20 protein-coding genes are annotated in these 16055 nt (G+C 61.3%); all 20 read left to right on the top strand.

Annotation, left to right across the window (positions count from 1 at the left end; all coding sequences use genetic code 11):
• Positions 1 to 6 precede the first annotated feature (6 nt).
• From BM007_RS04985 to cobC, 20 genes are read left to right on the top strand one after another with little or no spacing between them, the layout of a single operon-like run.
• Positions 7 to 1386: a cobyrinic acid a,c-diamide synthase CobB gene (locus BM007_RS04985; protein WP_090417463.1), complete on the top strand. Its 1380-nt coding sequence runs from the start codon at positions 7 to 9 to the stop codon at positions 1384 to 1386.
• Positions 1383 to 2342, top strand: a complete 960-nt coding sequence (gene cbiB / locus BM007_RS04980; protein WP_090417461.1) for an adenosylcobinamide-phosphate synthase CbiB — start codon at positions 1383 to 1385, stop codon at positions 2340 to 2342. The genes BM007_RS04985 and cbiB overlap by 4 nt, the downstream gene beginning before the upstream one ends.
• Positions 2343 to 2354: 12 nt before the next feature.
• Positions 2355 to 2987: a cobalt-precorrin-8 methylmutase gene (locus BM007_RS04975; protein WP_090417459.1), complete on the top strand. Its 633-nt coding sequence runs from the start codon at positions 2355 to 2357 to the stop codon at positions 2985 to 2987.
• Positions 2984 to 4123 carry a cobalt-precorrin-5B (C(1))-methyltransferase CbiD gene (gene cbiD / locus BM007_RS04970; RefSeq protein WP_090417457.1) on the top strand — a complete coding sequence of 380 codons (1140 nt, stop codon included), beginning with the start codon at positions 2984 to 2986 and terminating at the stop codon, positions 4121 to 4123. Before BM007_RS04975 ends, cbiD begins: the two co-directional genes overlap by 4 nt.
• Positions 4117 to 4722: a cobalt-precorrin-7 (C(5))-methyltransferase gene (locus tag BM007_RS04965; RefSeq protein ID WP_090417456.1), complete on the top strand. Its 606-nt coding sequence runs from the start codon at positions 4117 to 4119 to the stop codon at positions 4720 to 4722. Before cbiD ends, BM007_RS04965 begins: the two co-directional genes overlap by 7 nt.
• Positions 4712 to 5281: a decarboxylating cobalt-precorrin-6B (C(15))-methyltransferase gene (locus BM007_RS04960; RefSeq protein ID WP_090417455.1), complete on the top strand. Its 570-nt coding sequence runs from the start codon at positions 4712 to 4714 to the stop codon at positions 5279 to 5281. The genes BM007_RS04965 and BM007_RS04960 overlap by 11 nt, the downstream gene beginning before the upstream one ends.
• Positions 5274 to 6047, top strand: a complete 774-nt coding sequence (locus BM007_RS04955) for a cobalt-precorrin-4 methyltransferase (protein WP_090417453.1) — start codon at positions 5274 to 5276, stop codon at positions 6045 to 6047. The genes BM007_RS04960 and BM007_RS04955 overlap by 8 nt, the downstream gene beginning before the upstream one ends.
• Entirely contained in the window at positions 6028 to 7083 is a 1056-nt protein-coding gene (cbiG, locus tag BM007_RS04950; RefSeq protein ID WP_090417451.1) for a cobalt-precorrin 5A hydrolase, read from the top strand. Before BM007_RS04955 ends, cbiG begins: the two co-directional genes overlap by 20 nt.
• Positions 7083 to 7808, top strand: coding sequence for a precorrin-3B C(17)-methyltransferase (locus BM007_RS04945; RefSeq protein ID WP_024908221.1), 726 nt, complete (start codon positions 7083 to 7085; stop codon positions 7806 to 7808). The genes cbiG and BM007_RS04945 overlap by 1 nt, the downstream gene beginning before the upstream one ends.
• Positions 7805 to 8590, top strand: coding sequence for a cobalt-precorrin-6A reductase (locus BM007_RS04940; RefSeq protein ID WP_048989906.1), 786 nt, complete (start codon positions 7805 to 7807; stop codon positions 8588 to 8590). Before BM007_RS04945 ends, BM007_RS04940 begins: the two co-directional genes overlap by 4 nt.
• A gap of 10 nt (positions 8591 to 8600) precedes the next feature.
• Positions 8601 to 9395: a sirohydrochlorin cobaltochelatase gene (locus tag BM007_RS04935; protein ID WP_090417449.1), complete on the top strand. Its 795-nt coding sequence runs from the start codon at positions 8601 to 8603 to the stop codon at positions 9393 to 9395.
• Positions 9392 to 10105, top strand: a complete 714-nt coding sequence (locus BM007_RS04930; RefSeq protein WP_024908224.1) for a cobalt-factor II C(20)-methyltransferase — start codon at positions 9392 to 9394, stop codon at positions 10103 to 10105. The genes BM007_RS04935 and BM007_RS04930 overlap by 4 nt, the downstream gene beginning before the upstream one ends.
• The gene (gene cbiM / locus BM007_RS04925; RefSeq protein ID WP_024908225.1) at positions 10102 to 10839 is read left to right on the top strand and encodes a cobalt ECF transporter S component CbiM; all 738 of its coding nucleotides are present in this window, start codon (positions 10102 to 10104) and stop codon (positions 10837 to 10839) included. The genes BM007_RS04930 and cbiM overlap by 4 nt, the downstream gene beginning before the upstream one ends.
• 1 nt (position 10840) lies before the next feature.
• Positions 10841 to 11122: an energy-coupling factor ABC transporter substrate-binding protein gene (locus tag BM007_RS04920; RefSeq protein ID WP_047040056.1), complete on the top strand. Its 282-nt coding sequence runs from the start codon at positions 10841 to 10843 to the stop codon at positions 11120 to 11122.
• Positions 11109 to 11786: an energy-coupling factor ABC transporter transmembrane protein gene (locus BM007_RS04915; protein ID WP_024908227.1), complete on the top strand. Its 678-nt coding sequence runs from the start codon at positions 11109 to 11111 to the stop codon at positions 11784 to 11786. Before BM007_RS04920 ends, BM007_RS04915 begins: the two co-directional genes overlap by 14 nt.
• Positions 11787 to 11797: 11 nt before the next feature.
• Complete coding sequence (locus tag BM007_RS04910; protein WP_090417447.1) at positions 11798 to 12616, top strand: energy-coupling factor ABC transporter ATP-binding protein; 819 nt, start codon at positions 11798 to 11800, stop codon at positions 12614 to 12616.
• The gene (locus BM007_RS04905) at positions 12613 to 14136 is read left to right on the top strand and encodes a cobyric acid synthase (protein ID WP_090417445.1); all 1524 of its coding nucleotides are present in this window, start codon (positions 12613 to 12615) and stop codon (positions 14134 to 14136) included. Before BM007_RS04910 ends, BM007_RS04905 begins: the two co-directional genes overlap by 4 nt.
• A complete protein-coding gene (gene cobU, locus BM007_RS04900; protein WP_024908230.1) occupies positions 14133 to 14684 on the top strand; it encodes a bifunctional adenosylcobinamide kinase/adenosylcobinamide-phosphate guanylyltransferase in 552 nt (183 codons plus the stop codon). The genes BM007_RS04905 and cobU overlap by 4 nt, the downstream gene beginning before the upstream one ends.
• Positions 14675 to 15433, top strand: coding sequence for an adenosylcobinamide-GDP ribazoletransferase (gene cobS, locus BM007_RS04895; RefSeq protein ID WP_024908231.1), 759 nt, complete (start codon positions 14675 to 14677; stop codon positions 15431 to 15433). The genes cobU and cobS overlap by 10 nt, the downstream gene beginning before the upstream one ends.
• 3 nt (positions 15434 to 15436) lie before the next feature.
• Complete coding sequence (gene cobC / locus BM007_RS04890; protein ID WP_090417443.1) at positions 15437 to 16045, top strand: alpha-ribazole phosphatase; 609 nt, start codon at positions 15437 to 15439, stop codon at positions 16043 to 16045.
• Positions 16046 to 16055: the final 10 nt, after the last annotated feature.

Here is a 16055-nt window from a genome sequence, read left to right as displayed (position 1 = left end):
GGGGTCATGGCGGCAAAGCAGTACGCGTTTGTTCTGGCAGGTACCGGAAGCGGTTGTGGTAAAACCACGGTGACGCTTGGCCTGTTGAGTCTGTTAAAACAGCGTGGATTACGCGTCCAGCCGTATAAAGTGGGCCCTGACTATCTTGATACCGGCTGGCATACCAAAGTCAGCGGCACCTCCTCCCGCAACCTCGACAGCTTCATGCTTCCTGAGCCAATACTCAATGCGCTGTTTTGCGAGCATATGCAGCAGGCGGATATCGCGGTCATTGAAGGCGTGATGGGGCTGTATGACGGCTACGGCACCGATCCGAACTATTGCAGCACCGCCGCGATGGCAAAACAGCTGGGCTGTCCGGTGGTTCTGCTGGTGGACGGCAAGGCGGTTTCTACGTCGATTGCCGCGACCGTAATGGGCTTTCAGCGGTTCGATCCTACCCTCAATATTGCCGGGGTGATTGTCAATCGCGTCAACAGCGAATCACATTATCAACTGCTCAAAACGGCCATTGAGCACTACTGCACGCTACCCGTCCTGGGCTATGTGCCGCACGTTGAGGGCGTCGGTTTGCCCGAGCGCCATCTTGGGTTGGTCACCGCCCGGGAGTCGGCCGCGGACCCGCAGACCTGGCAAAATTTTGCCTCCATTCTTGAACGTACGCTGGATATCGAACAACTTCTCGCGCTCAGCCAGATGGCGTCGCTACCGCAGGGCGCCTGGCCCGCGCGCCCTGACGGGGACGCCGGGCGCGGGTTAACGCTCGCGATGGCCGATGACGAGGCCTTCAATTTCTATTACCCGGATAACATCACGCTGCTTGAACGTACCGGGGTCGACATTATCCGCTTTAGCCCGCTGCGCGATAGCCGCTTACCTGACTGCCAGATGGTCTGGCTCGGGGGCGGTTACCCGGAGCTGCATGCGGCACGGCTTGCGGAAAACACCGCGATGCTCGCCAGCCTGCGGGAGGCGCACCGGCGCGGGGTGGCGATCTACGCCGAATGCGGTGGGCTGATGTACCTCGGCAGCACGCTGGAAGATAGCGAGGGGGTTACCCACCGGATGGCCAATATTATCCCCGGCCACAGCAGGATGGGTAAACGGCTGACCCGTTTTGGCTATTGTGAGGCGCAGGCGCGCCAGCCCACGCTGCTGGCCGATAGCGGGGAGGTGCTGCGTGGGCATGAGTTTCACTATTCCGACTTCTCCCCCCAAACCCCTGCGGTACTGGCGTGCCGCAAAGTGCGTGATGGCGTGACGATGCAGGAATGGGCGGGTGGCTGGCAGGTTGGCAACACGTTCGCAAGCTACCTGCACCTCCACTTTGCCCAACGCCCCACGATGCTCAGCCGCTGGCTGACGGCGGCGAGGGGGGCGCTATGACCCTGATGGCATGGTGCGTCGCGTGGCTGCTCGATGTCATCATCGGCGACCCGCAACACTGGCCGCATCCGGTGCGCTGGATAGGCAACCTGATCAATGCGGTGCAGCGGGGTGTTCGCCGCTGCTGCCATAGCGACGCGGCGTTACGCATTGGCGGCGGCGTCATGTGGCTGGCCGTCGTGGGGCTGACCTGGGGCATAGCCTGGGGCGTGCTGGCGCTCGGACGATGGGTGCATCCCTGGCTGGGCTGGGCGATTGAGGTGTGGATGATATTTACCGTGCTGGCCGGGCGCAGTCTGGCAAACGCCGCGCTGGACGTTGAACGCCCGCTGCGGGCAGGCGACCTTGATGAAAGCCGCGAAAAGCTCTCCTGGATAGTGGGGCGCGATACCTCTCAGCTTCAGCCGGAACAGATCAACCGGGCGGTGGTGGAGACCGTCGCGGAGAACACGGTTGACGGCGTTATCGCCCCGCTGTTCTTCCTCCTGCTGGGCGGCGCGCCGCTGGCGATGGCCTATAAGGCGGTGAATACCCTCGATTCAATGGTGGGCTACAAGCATGAAAAATACCGCGCGATCGGCATGATCAGCGCCCGTATGGATGACGTGGCGAACGCTATCCCCGCGCGCCTGAGCTGGCTCTTGCTGGGCGTTGCGGCGTGGCTATGCCGCGAGGATCCCTCCCGCGCGCTGCGCGTCGGCTGGCGCGACCGCTATAACCACAGCAGCCCCAACTGCGCGTGGTCTGAAGCAACGGTTGCCGGTGCGCTGGGCATCCGGCTTGGCGGACCCAACACCTATTTTGGCCAGCGCGTGGAAAAGCCGTGGATCGGCGACGCCCTGCGCCCGATTGCGGTAGACGACATTTCCCGAACGATTCGACTGATGTGGGTTTCCTCCACCCTGGCGCTGGCGCTGTTTATCGCAGCACGCTGGCTGATGGCTGGCGTGGCCTGAGGACAAAAGACAATGCAATACATCCAGCAACCCCAGGCGATTGAAGCCAAAAGTTTCGACATCATTGGCGAAATCATTCGCGAAACGCGGCCGGAGTACCGGTTCGCCAGCCCGCTGCATGAGGCGATCGTCAAGCGGGTGATCCATACCACCGCAGATTTCGACTGGCTGGATATTCTCTGGTTTTCAGATGACGCGCTGGATCAGCTTTGCGCGGCGCTCCGTCGCCCGTCCGTTATCTATACCGATACCACGATGGCGCTCTCCGGGATCAACAAAACGCTGCTGTCCACATTCGGGGGCGAATGCCGCTGCTATATCAGCGACCCGCGGGTGGTGGCGCAGGCAAAGGCCCAGGGAATCACCCGCTCGATGGCGGCCGTGGATATCGCGGTGACGGAAGAGAGCGAGAAGATCTTCGTCTTTGGCAATGCGCCCACGGCGCTGTTTCGCCTGCTTGAGCATGATGTTGCCGTCAGCGGCGTGGTGGGCGTCCCGGTGGGGTTTGTGGGGGCGGCGGAATCGAAAGAGGCGCTGACGCACAGCCATTTGCCCGCGATTGCGGCACTCGGGCGCAAAGGCGGCAGCAATGTGGCGGCGGCGATTGTAAACGCCATGCTCTATTACCTGCAGGGGGCGCGATGAGCGATTCCACCTTCGATTCCCCGGTATGGCATAACGGGAAGGCATTACGTAAAGGCTACACCACCGGCTCCTGTGCGACCGCGGCAGCGAAAGTCGCCGCACTGATGGTGCTGCGCCAGCACCTCATTCATCAGGTCTCCATTGTGACACCCTCCGGCGTCACGCTGTGTCTGAACGTGGAATCGCCGCACATTGAAGGGCAGCAGGCGATTGCGGCCATCCGCAAAGACGGCGGTGATGACGTCGACGCCACCCACGGCATGCTGATTTTCGCCCGCGTGACGCTCAACGACAGCGGCGAGATTACGCTGGCGGGCGGCGAAGGCGTGGGGACCGTGACGCGCAAAGGCATTGGCCTGGCTATCGGCAGCGCGGCGATCAACCGCACGCCGCGTCACACCATTGAGTCCGCCGTGCGCGAGGCGATTGGCCCGACGCGCGGGGCCAACGTGGAAATCTTCGCCCCTGAAGGCGAAGAGCGTGCGCAGAAAACCTACAACTCACGCCTCGGGATCCTGGGCGGTATTTCGATCATCGGCACCACCGGCATTGTCACGCCGATGTCAGAGGAGAGCTGGAAACGCTCGCTTTCTCTGGAGCTGGAAATTAAACGCGCGGCCGGGCTGGAGCGGGTCGTGCTGGTGCCGGGCAATCATGGCGAGCGCTTTGTGCGCGAGCAGATGGGCATTGTTCAAGATGTCGTGGTCACCATGAGCAACTTTGTCGGCTACATGATTGAAGAGGCGGTGCGGCTGGGGTTTCGCCAGATAGTGCTGGTCGGCCATCCCGGCAAGCTCATCAAAATTGCCGCCGGGATATTCCACACCCACAGCCATATCGCCGATGCGCGCATGGAAACGCTGGTGGCGCATCTGGCGCTGCTCGGTGCGCCGCTGGAATTACTCACCGTCGTCAGCGAGTGCGATACCACCGAAGCGGCGATGGAACACATCGACACCTGGGGTTTTCAGGCGCTTTACAGCCATCTCGCCGAACGGATCTGCCTGCGCGTAATGCAGATGCTGCGCTTTACCAAAAATCCGCCGACCTGTGACGCCATTCTGTTTTCCTTTGATAACCAGGTGCTGGGCAGCAACCGCCCGGTCGAGGCGATTGCCCGGGCGCTGCAATGTTAACGGTCGTGGGAATGGGGCCTGCGGGATTGCGCCTGATGACGCCCGCCGCGCGTGAAGCGATCGATCGCGCCGATGCGCTGGTCGGCGGAAAACGCCATCTGCTGCAGTTCCCGGCGTTTTGCGGCGAGACGTTTGTCCTGGGGGCCAACATTCCGGCGCTGCTGGCCTGGGTTGAGGCGCGTCAGGAGAAAAAGGTGGTGATCGTGGCCTCCGGCGATCCGCTCTTTTACGGCATCGGATCGCGGATGGTGGCGCATTTCGGTATGGCGCGCGTGCGCATTATTCCCGGTATCAGCGCGGTGCAGTACCTGTGCGCGCAGGCGGGCATTGATATGAATGAGATGTGGCTCACCAGCAGCCATGGCCGCAGCGTGAACGTTGACGAGCTGGCACGGCATCGCAAAGTGGCGATGGTCACCGATAGCCAGTGCGGGCCGAAAGAGATTGCCGCGCAGCTGGTGGCGCGCGGGAAGGGCCATCGCTGGATGGTGATTGGTGAAAACCTGGCGATGGAAAATGAACGGATCCACTGGCTGCCCGTCAGTGAGGTCAGTGCCGACTATGAGATGAATGCGGTGGTGATCCTCGATGAAAGATGAACTGTTTCTGCGCGGCGAAACGGTGCCGATGACCAAAGAGGCGGTACGCGCGCTGGCCCTCACGAAGCTCGAGCTGCATCGCGCCAGCCACCTGATTGACGTCGGTGCGGGAACCGGGAGCGTGTCGATAGAGGCGGCGCTGCTGTTTCCCTCGCTGCACGTGACGGCCATAGAGCGTAACCCTGCGGCTCTGCAGCTGCTTGCGGAAAATCGCCAGCATTTTGCCTGTCGCAATATCGCGATTTTGCCGGGCGTTGCGCCGTTACCGGTGGCGGATAAGGCCGATGCGGTCTTTATGGGCGGCAGCGGCGGCCATCTGACCTCGCTTATTGACTGGTCCCTGCGCCAGCTACATCCCGGCGGACGTCTGGTGATGACGTTTATCCTGATGGAAAACCTCACTATCGCGATGGCCCATCTGCAGCAGATCGGCGTCCAGAACATTGATTGCCTGCAAATGCAGGTCTCCGCGCTGACCCCGCTCGGCAGCGGCCACTTTTTCAAACCGAATAATCCCGTTTTTGTTATCGCCTGTCAGAAGGAAGAACACCATGTCTGAGACGTTTGATTCCCGTTGCGTGTGGTTTGTCGGTGCCGGTCCCGGTGACCGTGAGCTCATCACGCTCAAGGGCTACCGGCTGCTGCAGCAGGCGCAGGTGGTTATCTATGCCGGTTCGCTGATCAATACCGAGCTGCTGGCGTATTGCCCGCAGGGAGCCGAATGCCACGACAGCGCGGAACTCCATTTAGAACAGATAATCGACCTGATGGCGGCGGGCGTGAAGGCCGGAAAAACGGTGGTACGTTTGCAGACCGGCGATGTCTCGCTCTACGGCTCCGTCCGCGAGCAGGGCGAAGAGCTGACCAGGCGCGGTATTGCCTGGCAGGTGGTGCCCGGCGTCAGCGCTTTCCTCGGCGCCGCGGCGGAGCTTGGGGCGGAATACACCGTGCCTGAAGTCTCGCAGAGCCTGATTATTACCCGTCTCGAAGGCCGCACTCCGGTGCCGGAACGTGAACAGCTGGAGTCATTTGCCAGCCATCAGACCTCCATGGCGATTTATCTCTCGGTCCAGCGTATTCACCGGGTGGCGGAACGCCTGATTGAAGGCGGTTATCCGGCCACCACGCCCGTTGCCGTCATTTATAAAGCGACCTGGCCGGAAAGCCACACCGTCCGCGGCACGCTGGCGGATATCGCCGACAAAGTACGCGAGGCGGGGATCCGCAAAACGGCGCTCATTCTGGTCGGGAAGTTCCTGGGCGAGGAGTATCACTACTCAAAACTCTATGCCGCGGATTTTAGCCATGAATACCGTAAAGCCTGAGCCCATCGCGCTGTTTTGCCTGACGCCGGGCGGCGTGCGGCTGGCGAAGCGTCTGGCGGCAATGCTGCCGGTCACCTGCTTTACCAGCGAGGGCCTGCGGGAAGAGGGCTTTATCTCCTTCGATGGCGGCTTTGCCCCGGCGGTGCGCGAGGCGTTCACGCGCTACCCGGCGCTGATTTTTATCGGCGCCACCGGCATTGCGGTGCGCGTTCTGGCGCCACTCATCCACGACAAGCTGAGCGACCCGGCGGTGGTGGTGATCGACGAGCGTGGGCAGCACGTGATTAGCCTGCTTTCCGGCCATGCTGGCGGGGCGAATGCGCTGACCCGCTATCTGGCGGAAATGCTGGGGGCGGATCCGGTGATTACCACCGCCACGGACGTCAACGAGATGGCCGCGCTGGATACCCTTGCCTTCCAGTTGAATGCCCGAATGCGCGATTTCCGAACGACGGTGAAAATCGTCAACCAGATGCTGGTGAGCCATCAGCGGGTAGGGCTGTGGTGGGATGCGGAACTCGACGACGACGTCAGTCAGTGCGATCGGCGCGGGTTTATCACCGTGAGCGACCTGCAGCACCTCCCGGAACTGGATGCGCTGGTGTGCATTACGCTGCGCAACACGCTGCCGGAACTGCCGTTACCGCACTGGACGCTGGTTCCCCAGCGGGTCGTGGCGGGCATCGGCTGTCGACGCGACACGCCGTATCCGCTGCTGGCGACCCTGTTAATGCGCCAGCTTGCGGCGCATCAGTTCGATCCGCTGGCGCTGAAAGCGATTGGCAGCGTCTCCCTTAAAAAAGACGAAGCGGGCCTGCTTCAGCTTGCCGCCTGCTGGGGTGTGCCGTTTGAAACCTTTACCGCTGACGCGCTGCGTGAGCACGAACACCGCTTTCCGACTTCACCGTTTGTACGCCAGACGGTTGGGGTGGGGAGCGTCTCGGGACCGGCAGCGTGGCTGCTGAGCCATGGGCAACTACGAGGAGAAACCCTGCGCGAACAGGGCGTCACTATCACTTTGGGAGTTTCACACTGATGTTAACCGTAATTGGAATCGGCCCGGGCTCGCAGGCCATGATGACCATGGAAGCCGTAGACGCGCTGCAGGCGGCAGAAATCATCGTTGGCTACAAAACCTATACCCATCTGGTGAAGGCCTTCACCGGCGACAAACAGGTGATCAAAACCGGGATGTGCAAAGAGATTGAACGCTGTCAGGCGGCGATCGAGCTGGCGCAGGCCGGGCATAACGTCGCGCTTATCAGCAGCGGCGACGCCGGTATTTATGGCATGGCGGGGCTGGTGCTGGAACTGGTCAGCAAACAGAAGCTGGACGTTGAGGTTCGCCTGATCCCCGGGATGACGGCCAGTATCGCCGCCGCGTCTCTGCTTGGCGCGCCGCTGATGCACGATTTTTGCCACATCAGCTTAAGCGATCTGCTGACGCCGTGGCCGGTCATTGAAAAACGCATTGTTGCTGCGGGAGAAGCGGACTTCGTCATCTGCTTCTATAACCCGCGCAGCCGGGGTCGCGAGGGCCATCTGGCACGGGCGTTTGAGCTGCTGTCCGCCAGCAAAAGCCCACAAACGCCGGTAGGGGTAGTGAAGTCTGCCGGGCGCAAAAAGCAGGAGAAGTGGCTGACCACGCTGGGCGACATGGACTTTGAGCCGGTCGATATGACAAGCCTGGTGATCGTCGGAAATAAGGCCACTTACGTTCAGGAGGGGCTGATGATCACACCCCGGGGCTATGTGCTGTGAACTATGGCGACGTGCTGGTCATGGGCGGCACCAGCGATGCCCGCGCGATCTGCCAGCAGCTGGATGCGGCCGGCGTGGCCTACACCCTGTCGGTGGCGACGGCCACCGGGCAGCGGCTGGCGGGCGACATTAATGGCCGGGTGCGCTGTGGCCGCCTGGAGCCGCAGCAGATGGTTGACTGGCTTGCGCAAAACAGGACCCGCTGGGTGATTGACGCATCGCATCCCTACGCTGAGGTGGTCAGCCGCAACATCCTGGCGGCCTGTGAAACGGTGGGCGTGTTGCTTAGCCGCTATCAGCGCCCCGAACAGCTCAGCGAGCTGACGCATCCGCTGCTCTACAGCGTGCCGGGCATAGAAGAGGCCTGCGACATCGCGCGGCGGCTGGGCGAACGCGTGCTGTTGACCACCGGCAGTAAAGATCTGGCGCGCTGGCGCGCCGGGCTGCCGGAGAAAACGCTGCTGGCCCGGGTGCTGCCGGTGCCCGAGGTCCTTGAGCAATGCGCCGGGCTTGGCTTTGGCGTTACCGAGATCTTCGCGATGTGCGGGCCATTCAGCGCTGAGTTTAACGCGGCGTTTTATCGCCAGTGCCGGGCTGACGTGATGATCACCAAAGCGTCCGGTGCGGAAGGCGGCTATCGGGAAAAGGTTCAACCCTGTCTGGATGCGGGCATCCCCTGCATCGTGATTACACGCCCGGCGCCGCTGGTGACGGGAGACGAGTTACTGGAAAGTCAGGCCGCATTCGCCGGGCGCTTAGCCCGCTGGCTGGCCGCTGCTTAAGGAGTTAGAGATGAAAAAGGCGCTTCTGGTGGTCAGCTTTGGTACCAGCTACCACGATACCTGCGAGAAAAACATTGTGGCCTGCGAGCGTGCGCTGGCGGAAAGCTGCCCTGACCGCGAGCTGTTTCGGGCATTCACCTCCGGGATGATCATTCGCAAGCTCAAACAGCGTGACGGCATTGAGATCGATACGCCGCTGCAGGCGCTGAAAAAGCTTGCGGCTCAGGGATATCAGGACGTGGCGATCCAGTCCCTGCACATCATCAACGGCGATGAGTACGAGAAAATCGTCCGTGAAGTGCAGAGCCTGCGCCCGCTCTTTACCCGCCTGACGCTGGGGGTACCGCTGCTGAGCAGCCACGACGATTACGCGCAGCTGATGCGCGCCTTACAACAGCAAATGCCGACGCTTGGGGCCACGGAAAAAGTGGTGTTTATGGGCCACGGCGCCAGCCATCACGCCTTTGCGGCCTATGCCTGCCTCGACCACATGATGATGGCCCAGGGCTTCCCGGCCCGCGTCGGCGCGGTGGAGAGCTATCCGGAAGTCGACATCCTGATTGAGAGCCTCTGTAAACAAGGCGTCACCGCCGTGCATCTGATGCCGCTGATGCTGGTGGCGGGCGATCACGCCATTAACGATATGGCCTCTGATGACGAGGACTCCTGGAAGACGTTGTTTAACGCTGCCGGGATCCCGGCAACGCCGTGGCTGAGCGGGCTGGGCGAAAACCCGGCGGTGCGCGCGATGTTCGTCGCCCATTTACAGCAGGCGCTGAGCGTGGCGATGGAGGAGGCAGCATGAGCGGCAAACTGTACGCCCTCAGCACCGGGCCGGGCGCGTCGGACCTTATCACCGTGCGAGCCTCACGGATCCTCGGTTCGCTGGATATTCTCTACGCCCCGGCGGGACGAAAAGGGGGCGACAGTCTGGCGCTTTCTATCGTTCGTGAATATGTCGGCGAGCAGACTGAAATCCGCTGCTGCCACTTTCCCATGAGCGCCGACAGCGCTGAAAAGGAGGCGGTGTGGGATGCGGTGGCCGACGCGTTAGTAACGGAGGTGAACGACGGAAAACAGGTTGGCTTTATCACCCTGGGCGACGCGATGCTGTTCAGTACCTGGGTGTTCTTACTCCAGCGCATCGGCAGCCCGGACTGGCTGGAAATTGTGCCCGGCGTGACGTCGTTTGCCGCGATTGCCGCGCGGTCCAAAACGCCGCTGGCGATGGAACAGCAGTCGCTGGCGGTGATCGCATGCACCGCGCCGGAAGCGGAGATTGCGCAGGCGCTGCAGCAGCACGACAGCCTGGTGCTGATGAAGGTCTATGGCCGGTTTGCGCGCATCAAAGCGCTGCTGACGCAGGCCGGGCTGCTGAACTGCGCGCTGATGATGTCAGAGGCCACGCTCCCCGGCGAGCAGTGCTGGCGGCATCTGGATGAGGTTGCTGACGACCAGCCGTTACCCTATTTCTCGACCATTCTGGTCAACAAACAGTGGGAGTATGCGCAATGAAACTCGAACAACAGCTTAAACAGCTGTCATTAAGTGGCCTGGCGGCGGCGCTATTGCTGATGGTGGTGCCGGAGCAGGCGTTCGCGATGCACATCATGGAAGGCTTTTTACCGCCCATGTGGGCGCTGGCGTGGTGGCTGATCTTCTTACCGTGTCTGTGGTATGGACTGGTGCGCCTGCGCCGTATCGTGCAGGAGGATAGCCACCAGAAAGTCCTGCTGGCGCTGTGCGGGGCGTTTATTTTCGTGCTGTCGGCGCTGAAGATCCCCTCGGTGACCGGCAGTTGCTCGCATCCGACCGGCGTCGGGCTCGCCGTGATTCTGTTCGGGCCGGGCGTCGTCGCTATTCTCGGCGCCATCGTGCTCCTGTTTCAGGCGCTGCTGCTGGCGCACGGCGGGTTAACCACGCTTGGCGCGAACGGCATGTCGATGGCGGTGATTGGGCCGGTTGTCGGGTACATGGTGTGGAAAATGGCCTGCCGTGCCGGGCTCCGTCGTGATGTCGGGGTATTTTTGTGCGCGATGCTGGCGGATCTGGTGACCTATTTTGTCACCTCAGTCCAGCTTGGCGCGGCGTTCCCGGACCCGGCGACAGGTGCAACGGGGTCGATTGTGAAATTCATGGGCATTTTCTGCCTGACGCAGATCCCCATCGCCATCGCGGAGGGACTGTTAACCGTCATGATTTATGACCAGTTGACCAAACGTCAGCTGATTACCGCACAAGGACACTGAGATGAAAAAGACGCTGATGCTGTTGGCGATGGTGGTTGCTCTGATCGTACTACCATTTTTTATCGATCACGGGGGGGAGTTTGGCGGCTCGGATGGTGAAGCCGAAAATCAAATTCAGGTTGTGGCGCCGCATTACACGCCGTGGTTCACGCCGCTCTATGAACCCGCCAGCGGCGAAATTGAAAGCCTGCTGTTTACGCTCCAGGGCTCCATTGGCGCAGCGGTGATTTTCTATATTTTGGGCTACACCAAAGGCAGACAGCGCCGTGATGACCGGGCTTGACAGGCTAAGCTATCAGAGCCGCTGGGCTCACGTGGCGCCGGAACGCAAGTTTCTGCTCTGGCTGGCGCTGATGACGCTGGCGTTTGCGCTGCCGCCGCTGGGGCAGGGGATCGTCCTGGCGTTGACGGCGGGACTGACCTGCTGGCTGCTGCGGATGACCTTCTGGCGCTGGTGCCGCTGGATGGCGCTGCCGTTTGGCTTTCTGCTGGTCGGCGTGCTGACGATCCTCTTTAGCGTCACCCGTGACCCGAACACGCTGGCGGCAGGCGTCCCGGTGGGGCACTACTGGCTGGGGATAACCGCGTCCGGGCTGACTGCCGCCAATGAAACCTTCTGGCGCAGCCTTGCCGCGCTGGCGGCGACCTTCTGGCTGGTGCTGAACCTGCCGTTTCCGCAGCTGATTGTGCTGCTTAAGCGGGCGCGCGTGCCGCGCCTGCTTACCGAGCAGATCCTGCTGACCTGGCGCTTTATTTTTATTCTGTTAGACGAAGCGCTGGCAATTCACCGCGCGCAGACGCTGCGTTTTGGCTATCGTAGCCTGCCAAAGGGCTATCGCTCGCTGGCGATGCTGGTTGGTTTGCTGTTTACCCGGGTGCTGATTCGCTATCAGCAGATGGCGACCACGCTGGATATTAAACTCTACCAGGGTGATTTTCCCCTGTAAGGAATCGCACCATGCTTACCACCGCCGATCTCTGGTTTCGCTATCAGGAGGCGCAGGTGCTCAAAGGGCTGACGCTGGATTTTTCGGCCCATCCCGTCACCGGGCTGGTCGGAGCTAACGGCTGCGGAAAGTCGACGTTATTTATGAATCTGAGCGGCCTGCTGAAGCCGCAGCAGGGTGCGGTGCTGTGGCAGGGGAAGCCGCTGGACTACAGCAAGCGCGGACTGCTGGCGCTCCGTCAGCAGGTGGCAACGGTGTTTCAGGATCCCGATCAGCAGATCTTTTATACCGATATTGATAGCGACATCGCCTTCAGCCTGCGCAATCTGGGCGTGGCGGAACCGGAGATTGCACGGCGCGTCGACGATGCGCTGACGCTGGTTGACGCGCAGCGTTTTCGCCAGCAGCCGATCCAGTGCCTGAGCCACGGGCAAAAGAAGCGCGTCGCCATTGCCGGGGCGCTGGTGCTGGGCGCCCGCTATCTTCTGCTGGACGAGCCCACGGCCGGGCTTGATCCTTCAGGACGCACGCAGATGATCGAGATTATCAGGCGCATTGTGGCGCAGGGGAACCACGTGGTGATCTCCAGTCATGATATTGACCTGATTTACGAAGTGAGCGATGCCGTTTACGTGCTGCGTCAGGGAGAAGTGCTGGCGCACGGCGCGCCGGGTGAGGTCTTTGCCCGCGGCGAACTGATTGAACGGGCCGGATTAACGCAGCCCTGGCTCGTCAAGCTGCACGCGCAGCTTGGCCTGCCGTTATGTAAAACCGAAGATGAATTTTTCAGCCGTATGCGACAAAAAAACGTAATGAAGGAGGCCTCATGACGCAGGCAATTATGTTGCAGGGCACCGCTTCTGACGTGGGTAAAAGCGTCCTGGTGGCGGGGCTGTGCCGGATTTTTTATCAGGATGGCCTGCGTACCGCACCGTTTAAGTCGCAGAATATGGCGCTCAACTCCGGTATTACGCCGGAGGGTAAAGAGATGGGCCGCGCGCAGATATTTCAGGCTCAGGCGGCGGGGATAACGCCGGACGTACGGATGAATCCGGTGCTGTTAAAACCGACCAGCGATCGTAAAGCGCAGGTGGTGCTGATGGGGCAGGTGGCGACCGATATGGACGCGGTCAGCTACCACGAGTACAAACCGCGCCTGCGGGAGCAGATCCGCGACGTCTATAACAGCCTGGCCGGAGAGTATGACGTGGTGGTGCTGGAAGGCGCGGGCAGCCCGGCGGAGATTAACCTGCGCGATCGCGATATCGTCAACATGGGGATGGCCGAAATGGCGCAGTGCCCGGTGATCCTCGTGGCGGACATTGACAGAGGCGGCGTGTTTGCCGCCATCTACGGCACGCTGGCGCTTTTGCACGACCACGAGCGGGCGCGGGTGAAAGGGGTCATCATCAATAAATTTCGTGGCGATGTTGCGCTGCTTTACTCGGGTATTGAGCAGATAGAAAACCTGACCGGCGTGCCGGTGCTGGGCGTGATGCCATGGCTGGATGTGGATCTGGAAGATGAAGACGGCGTGGCGCTGCAAAAGGGAAAATACCTGCGAACGGCCCAGCGCGATATCGACATTGCCGTGGTGCAGATACCGCATATCTCCAACTTCACCGATTTTAACGCCCTGGCGGCGCAGCCCGATGTTCGCGTGCGCTATGTCCGTTATCCCCAGGAGCTGGCGGGGGCCGATCTCGTGATTCTCCCCGGCAGTAAAAATACGCTGGGCGATCTGGCCTGGCTGCGGGAAAGCGGCATGGCGCACGCGGTGCTCCAGTCCCACCAGCAGAACGTGCCCGTCATGGGCATTTGCGGCGGCTACCAGATGCTTGGCGACACCATCATTGATGAGGTGGAGTCGGGGCTGGGAACCCAGCCGGGGCTGGGTCTGCTCCATACCGTGACCCGCTTCGCGCAGCGAAAAACCACGACGCAGGTCTCGGCGCAGATGGCGTCGGCGCTCCCGGCGTGGCTTAAGTCGGCAGCGGGCATTAAGGTGCAGGGCTACGAGATCCATATGGGAGAGACCCAACTGACATCCGACGGTAGCCCGGCGCTGTTTCTGGAAAAAGAGGGCGAGCGCATCGCGGACGGTGCCATCAGCGCTGACGGGCAGGTGATAGGGACCTATCTCCACGGGCTATTCGATAACGATGCCTTCACGCGCGCGATGGTGGACGGCTTGCGCCAGCGCAAAGGACTGGCGCCCTTAGACGTTGCGGTAGATTACGCCGCCTGGAAAGCGCAACAGTTTGATATCCTGGCGAGCGCGATGAGAGAACATATTGATATTAAAAAGATCTATCAAATAATGCGGGAGCATCAGGAGGAAGGCGCATGATTTTGGTCACCGGAGGCGCGCGCAGCGGGAAAAGTGCGCACGTCGAACAGCTGGCGGCGCAGCAGTGCGAGCGCGTGCTGTATATCGCGACGTCGGTGATTACCGATGAAGAGATGGCGCTGCGCGTTGACAAGCACCGCGCTCAGCGTCCTGCGCACTGGCGAACCTGGGAAGGGTATCGCGATCTGGGCGACGTGATTCGCCACCAGGTGCAGCCGGGCGAAGGCGTGGTTCTGGAATGCGTCACTACCCTGCTGTCGAACCTGCTCTATGACGCCAGCGGCGGCGCGTCGCCGGAGACCCTCGATTTTTCCGCGCTTGAGGCGGTGCTGCAACAGCAGGTGGACGACCTGATTGCGGCCTGCCAGCAGTCGGCGGCGCCGGTTTATATTGTGACCAATGAGCTGGGCATGAGCATCACGCCAGAGAATCGGCTGGCGCGTCATTTTGTCGATATTGCCGGGCGCGCGAACCAAAGGCTGGCGCAGGCGGCGCAGGAAGTGTGGCTGGTTGTCTCGGGAATTGGAGTAAAGATTAAATGCCGTTAAAAATGTTGTGGGCGACGCTGGGATTCATTACCCGCATTCCGGTGCCGCAAAAGTGGAGCGACGGCGTTGAATTTTCGCAGTATGGCCGTGGCGTCCCCTGGTTCCCGGTAGTGGGTCTGATCGTTGGCGTGCTGGCTGCCCTGGGCTATCTGGCGGTGAGCCAGACCGGCGGTGGGATCTATATCGGCGCGGTCGCCTGGGTTCTGGCGCTGGTGCTGCTGACCGGCGGGTTTCATCTGGACGGTCTGGCGGACACCTGCGATGGCGTCTTTTCTGCCCGCACCCGCGAACGAATGCTGGAGATTATGCGCGATAGCCGGTTGGGAACCTACGGCGGTCTGGCCATCGTATTCTGCATCCTTATCAAAGTCGCTGCGGTAATTTCCCTGGCCCACCTTCCGGTTAATACCCTGTTTGCGCTGCTGGTCTGCGCGCCGATCGTCGGGCGAACGGCAATGGTGTTGGCCATGTACCGGCAGCGCTATGCGCGCGAAGGGGCTGGAATGGCAAACGCCTATCTCGGCCATATCAGCGGCAAAGAGACGGTCATCACCCTCTGCATCGGCGTGGCGCTCGTGGGGCTATTGGCCGGGGCGCACGGGCTTATCGCCAGCGTCATCACCTGGATGGTCGTCAACGCGGTAAAGACATTTTTAAGCCGCCGACTGAACGGGCTGACGGGGGATACCCTGGGCGCGATGGAGGAGATCGGTGAAATGGTCTTCCTGCTGTCGCTACTGTGGGTCTGATGTATGCGTCTTTTTCTGGTTCGTCACGGTCAAACAACCGCTAACATCAGCGGCGTATTTTACGGGAGTACCGATCTGGCGCTCTCGCCGCAGGGCATTGCCCAAAGCCAGCGTGTTGCCGGGTACCTGTCCGGGGTCGCGTTCGGGCACGCGCGCGTCAGCGCGCTGCAGCGTTCTCAGCAAACGGCGCGGCTTATCGTGCCGACAGCCCATGATGTCCACGTCGATGCGCGGCTTAACGAGCTGGATTTTGGCGAATGGGAGATGCGTCACTTCAGCGACATCGAAAAAGAAAGTCCCGCGTCGTGGCAGCGCTGGATGGATGACTGGCAAAACGCAACGCCAGACGGCGGCGAAGCCTTCCCGCATTTCGCCGCGCGCGTCAGGGCGGCGGCGGATGCGATGAGTCAGCTGCAGCAGCGTGAAGACATGCTCATTGTGGCGCATCAGGGCGTGCTGAGCCTGCTGCTGGCAACCTGGTTAGGGATGCCCGTGGCGGCGATGTGGCATTTCCCGTTCAGTCACGATGCCTACACGGTCGTTGAAAATCGGGGCGGGCATTGGGTGTTACGGGTATTTAATGGCAGAAGCGTTTGGCAAACAGAAGAGTGAGGGTGATGAG

The organism is Enterobacter sp. NFIX59, from assembly GCF_900113755.1.
In the GTDB taxonomy this organism is placed as follows: Bacteria; Pseudomonadota; Gammaproteobacteria; order Enterobacterales; family Enterobacteriaceae; genus Enterobacter; species Enterobacter pseudoroggenkampii.
This window is presented reverse-complemented; position numbering and strand designations above follow the sequence as displayed.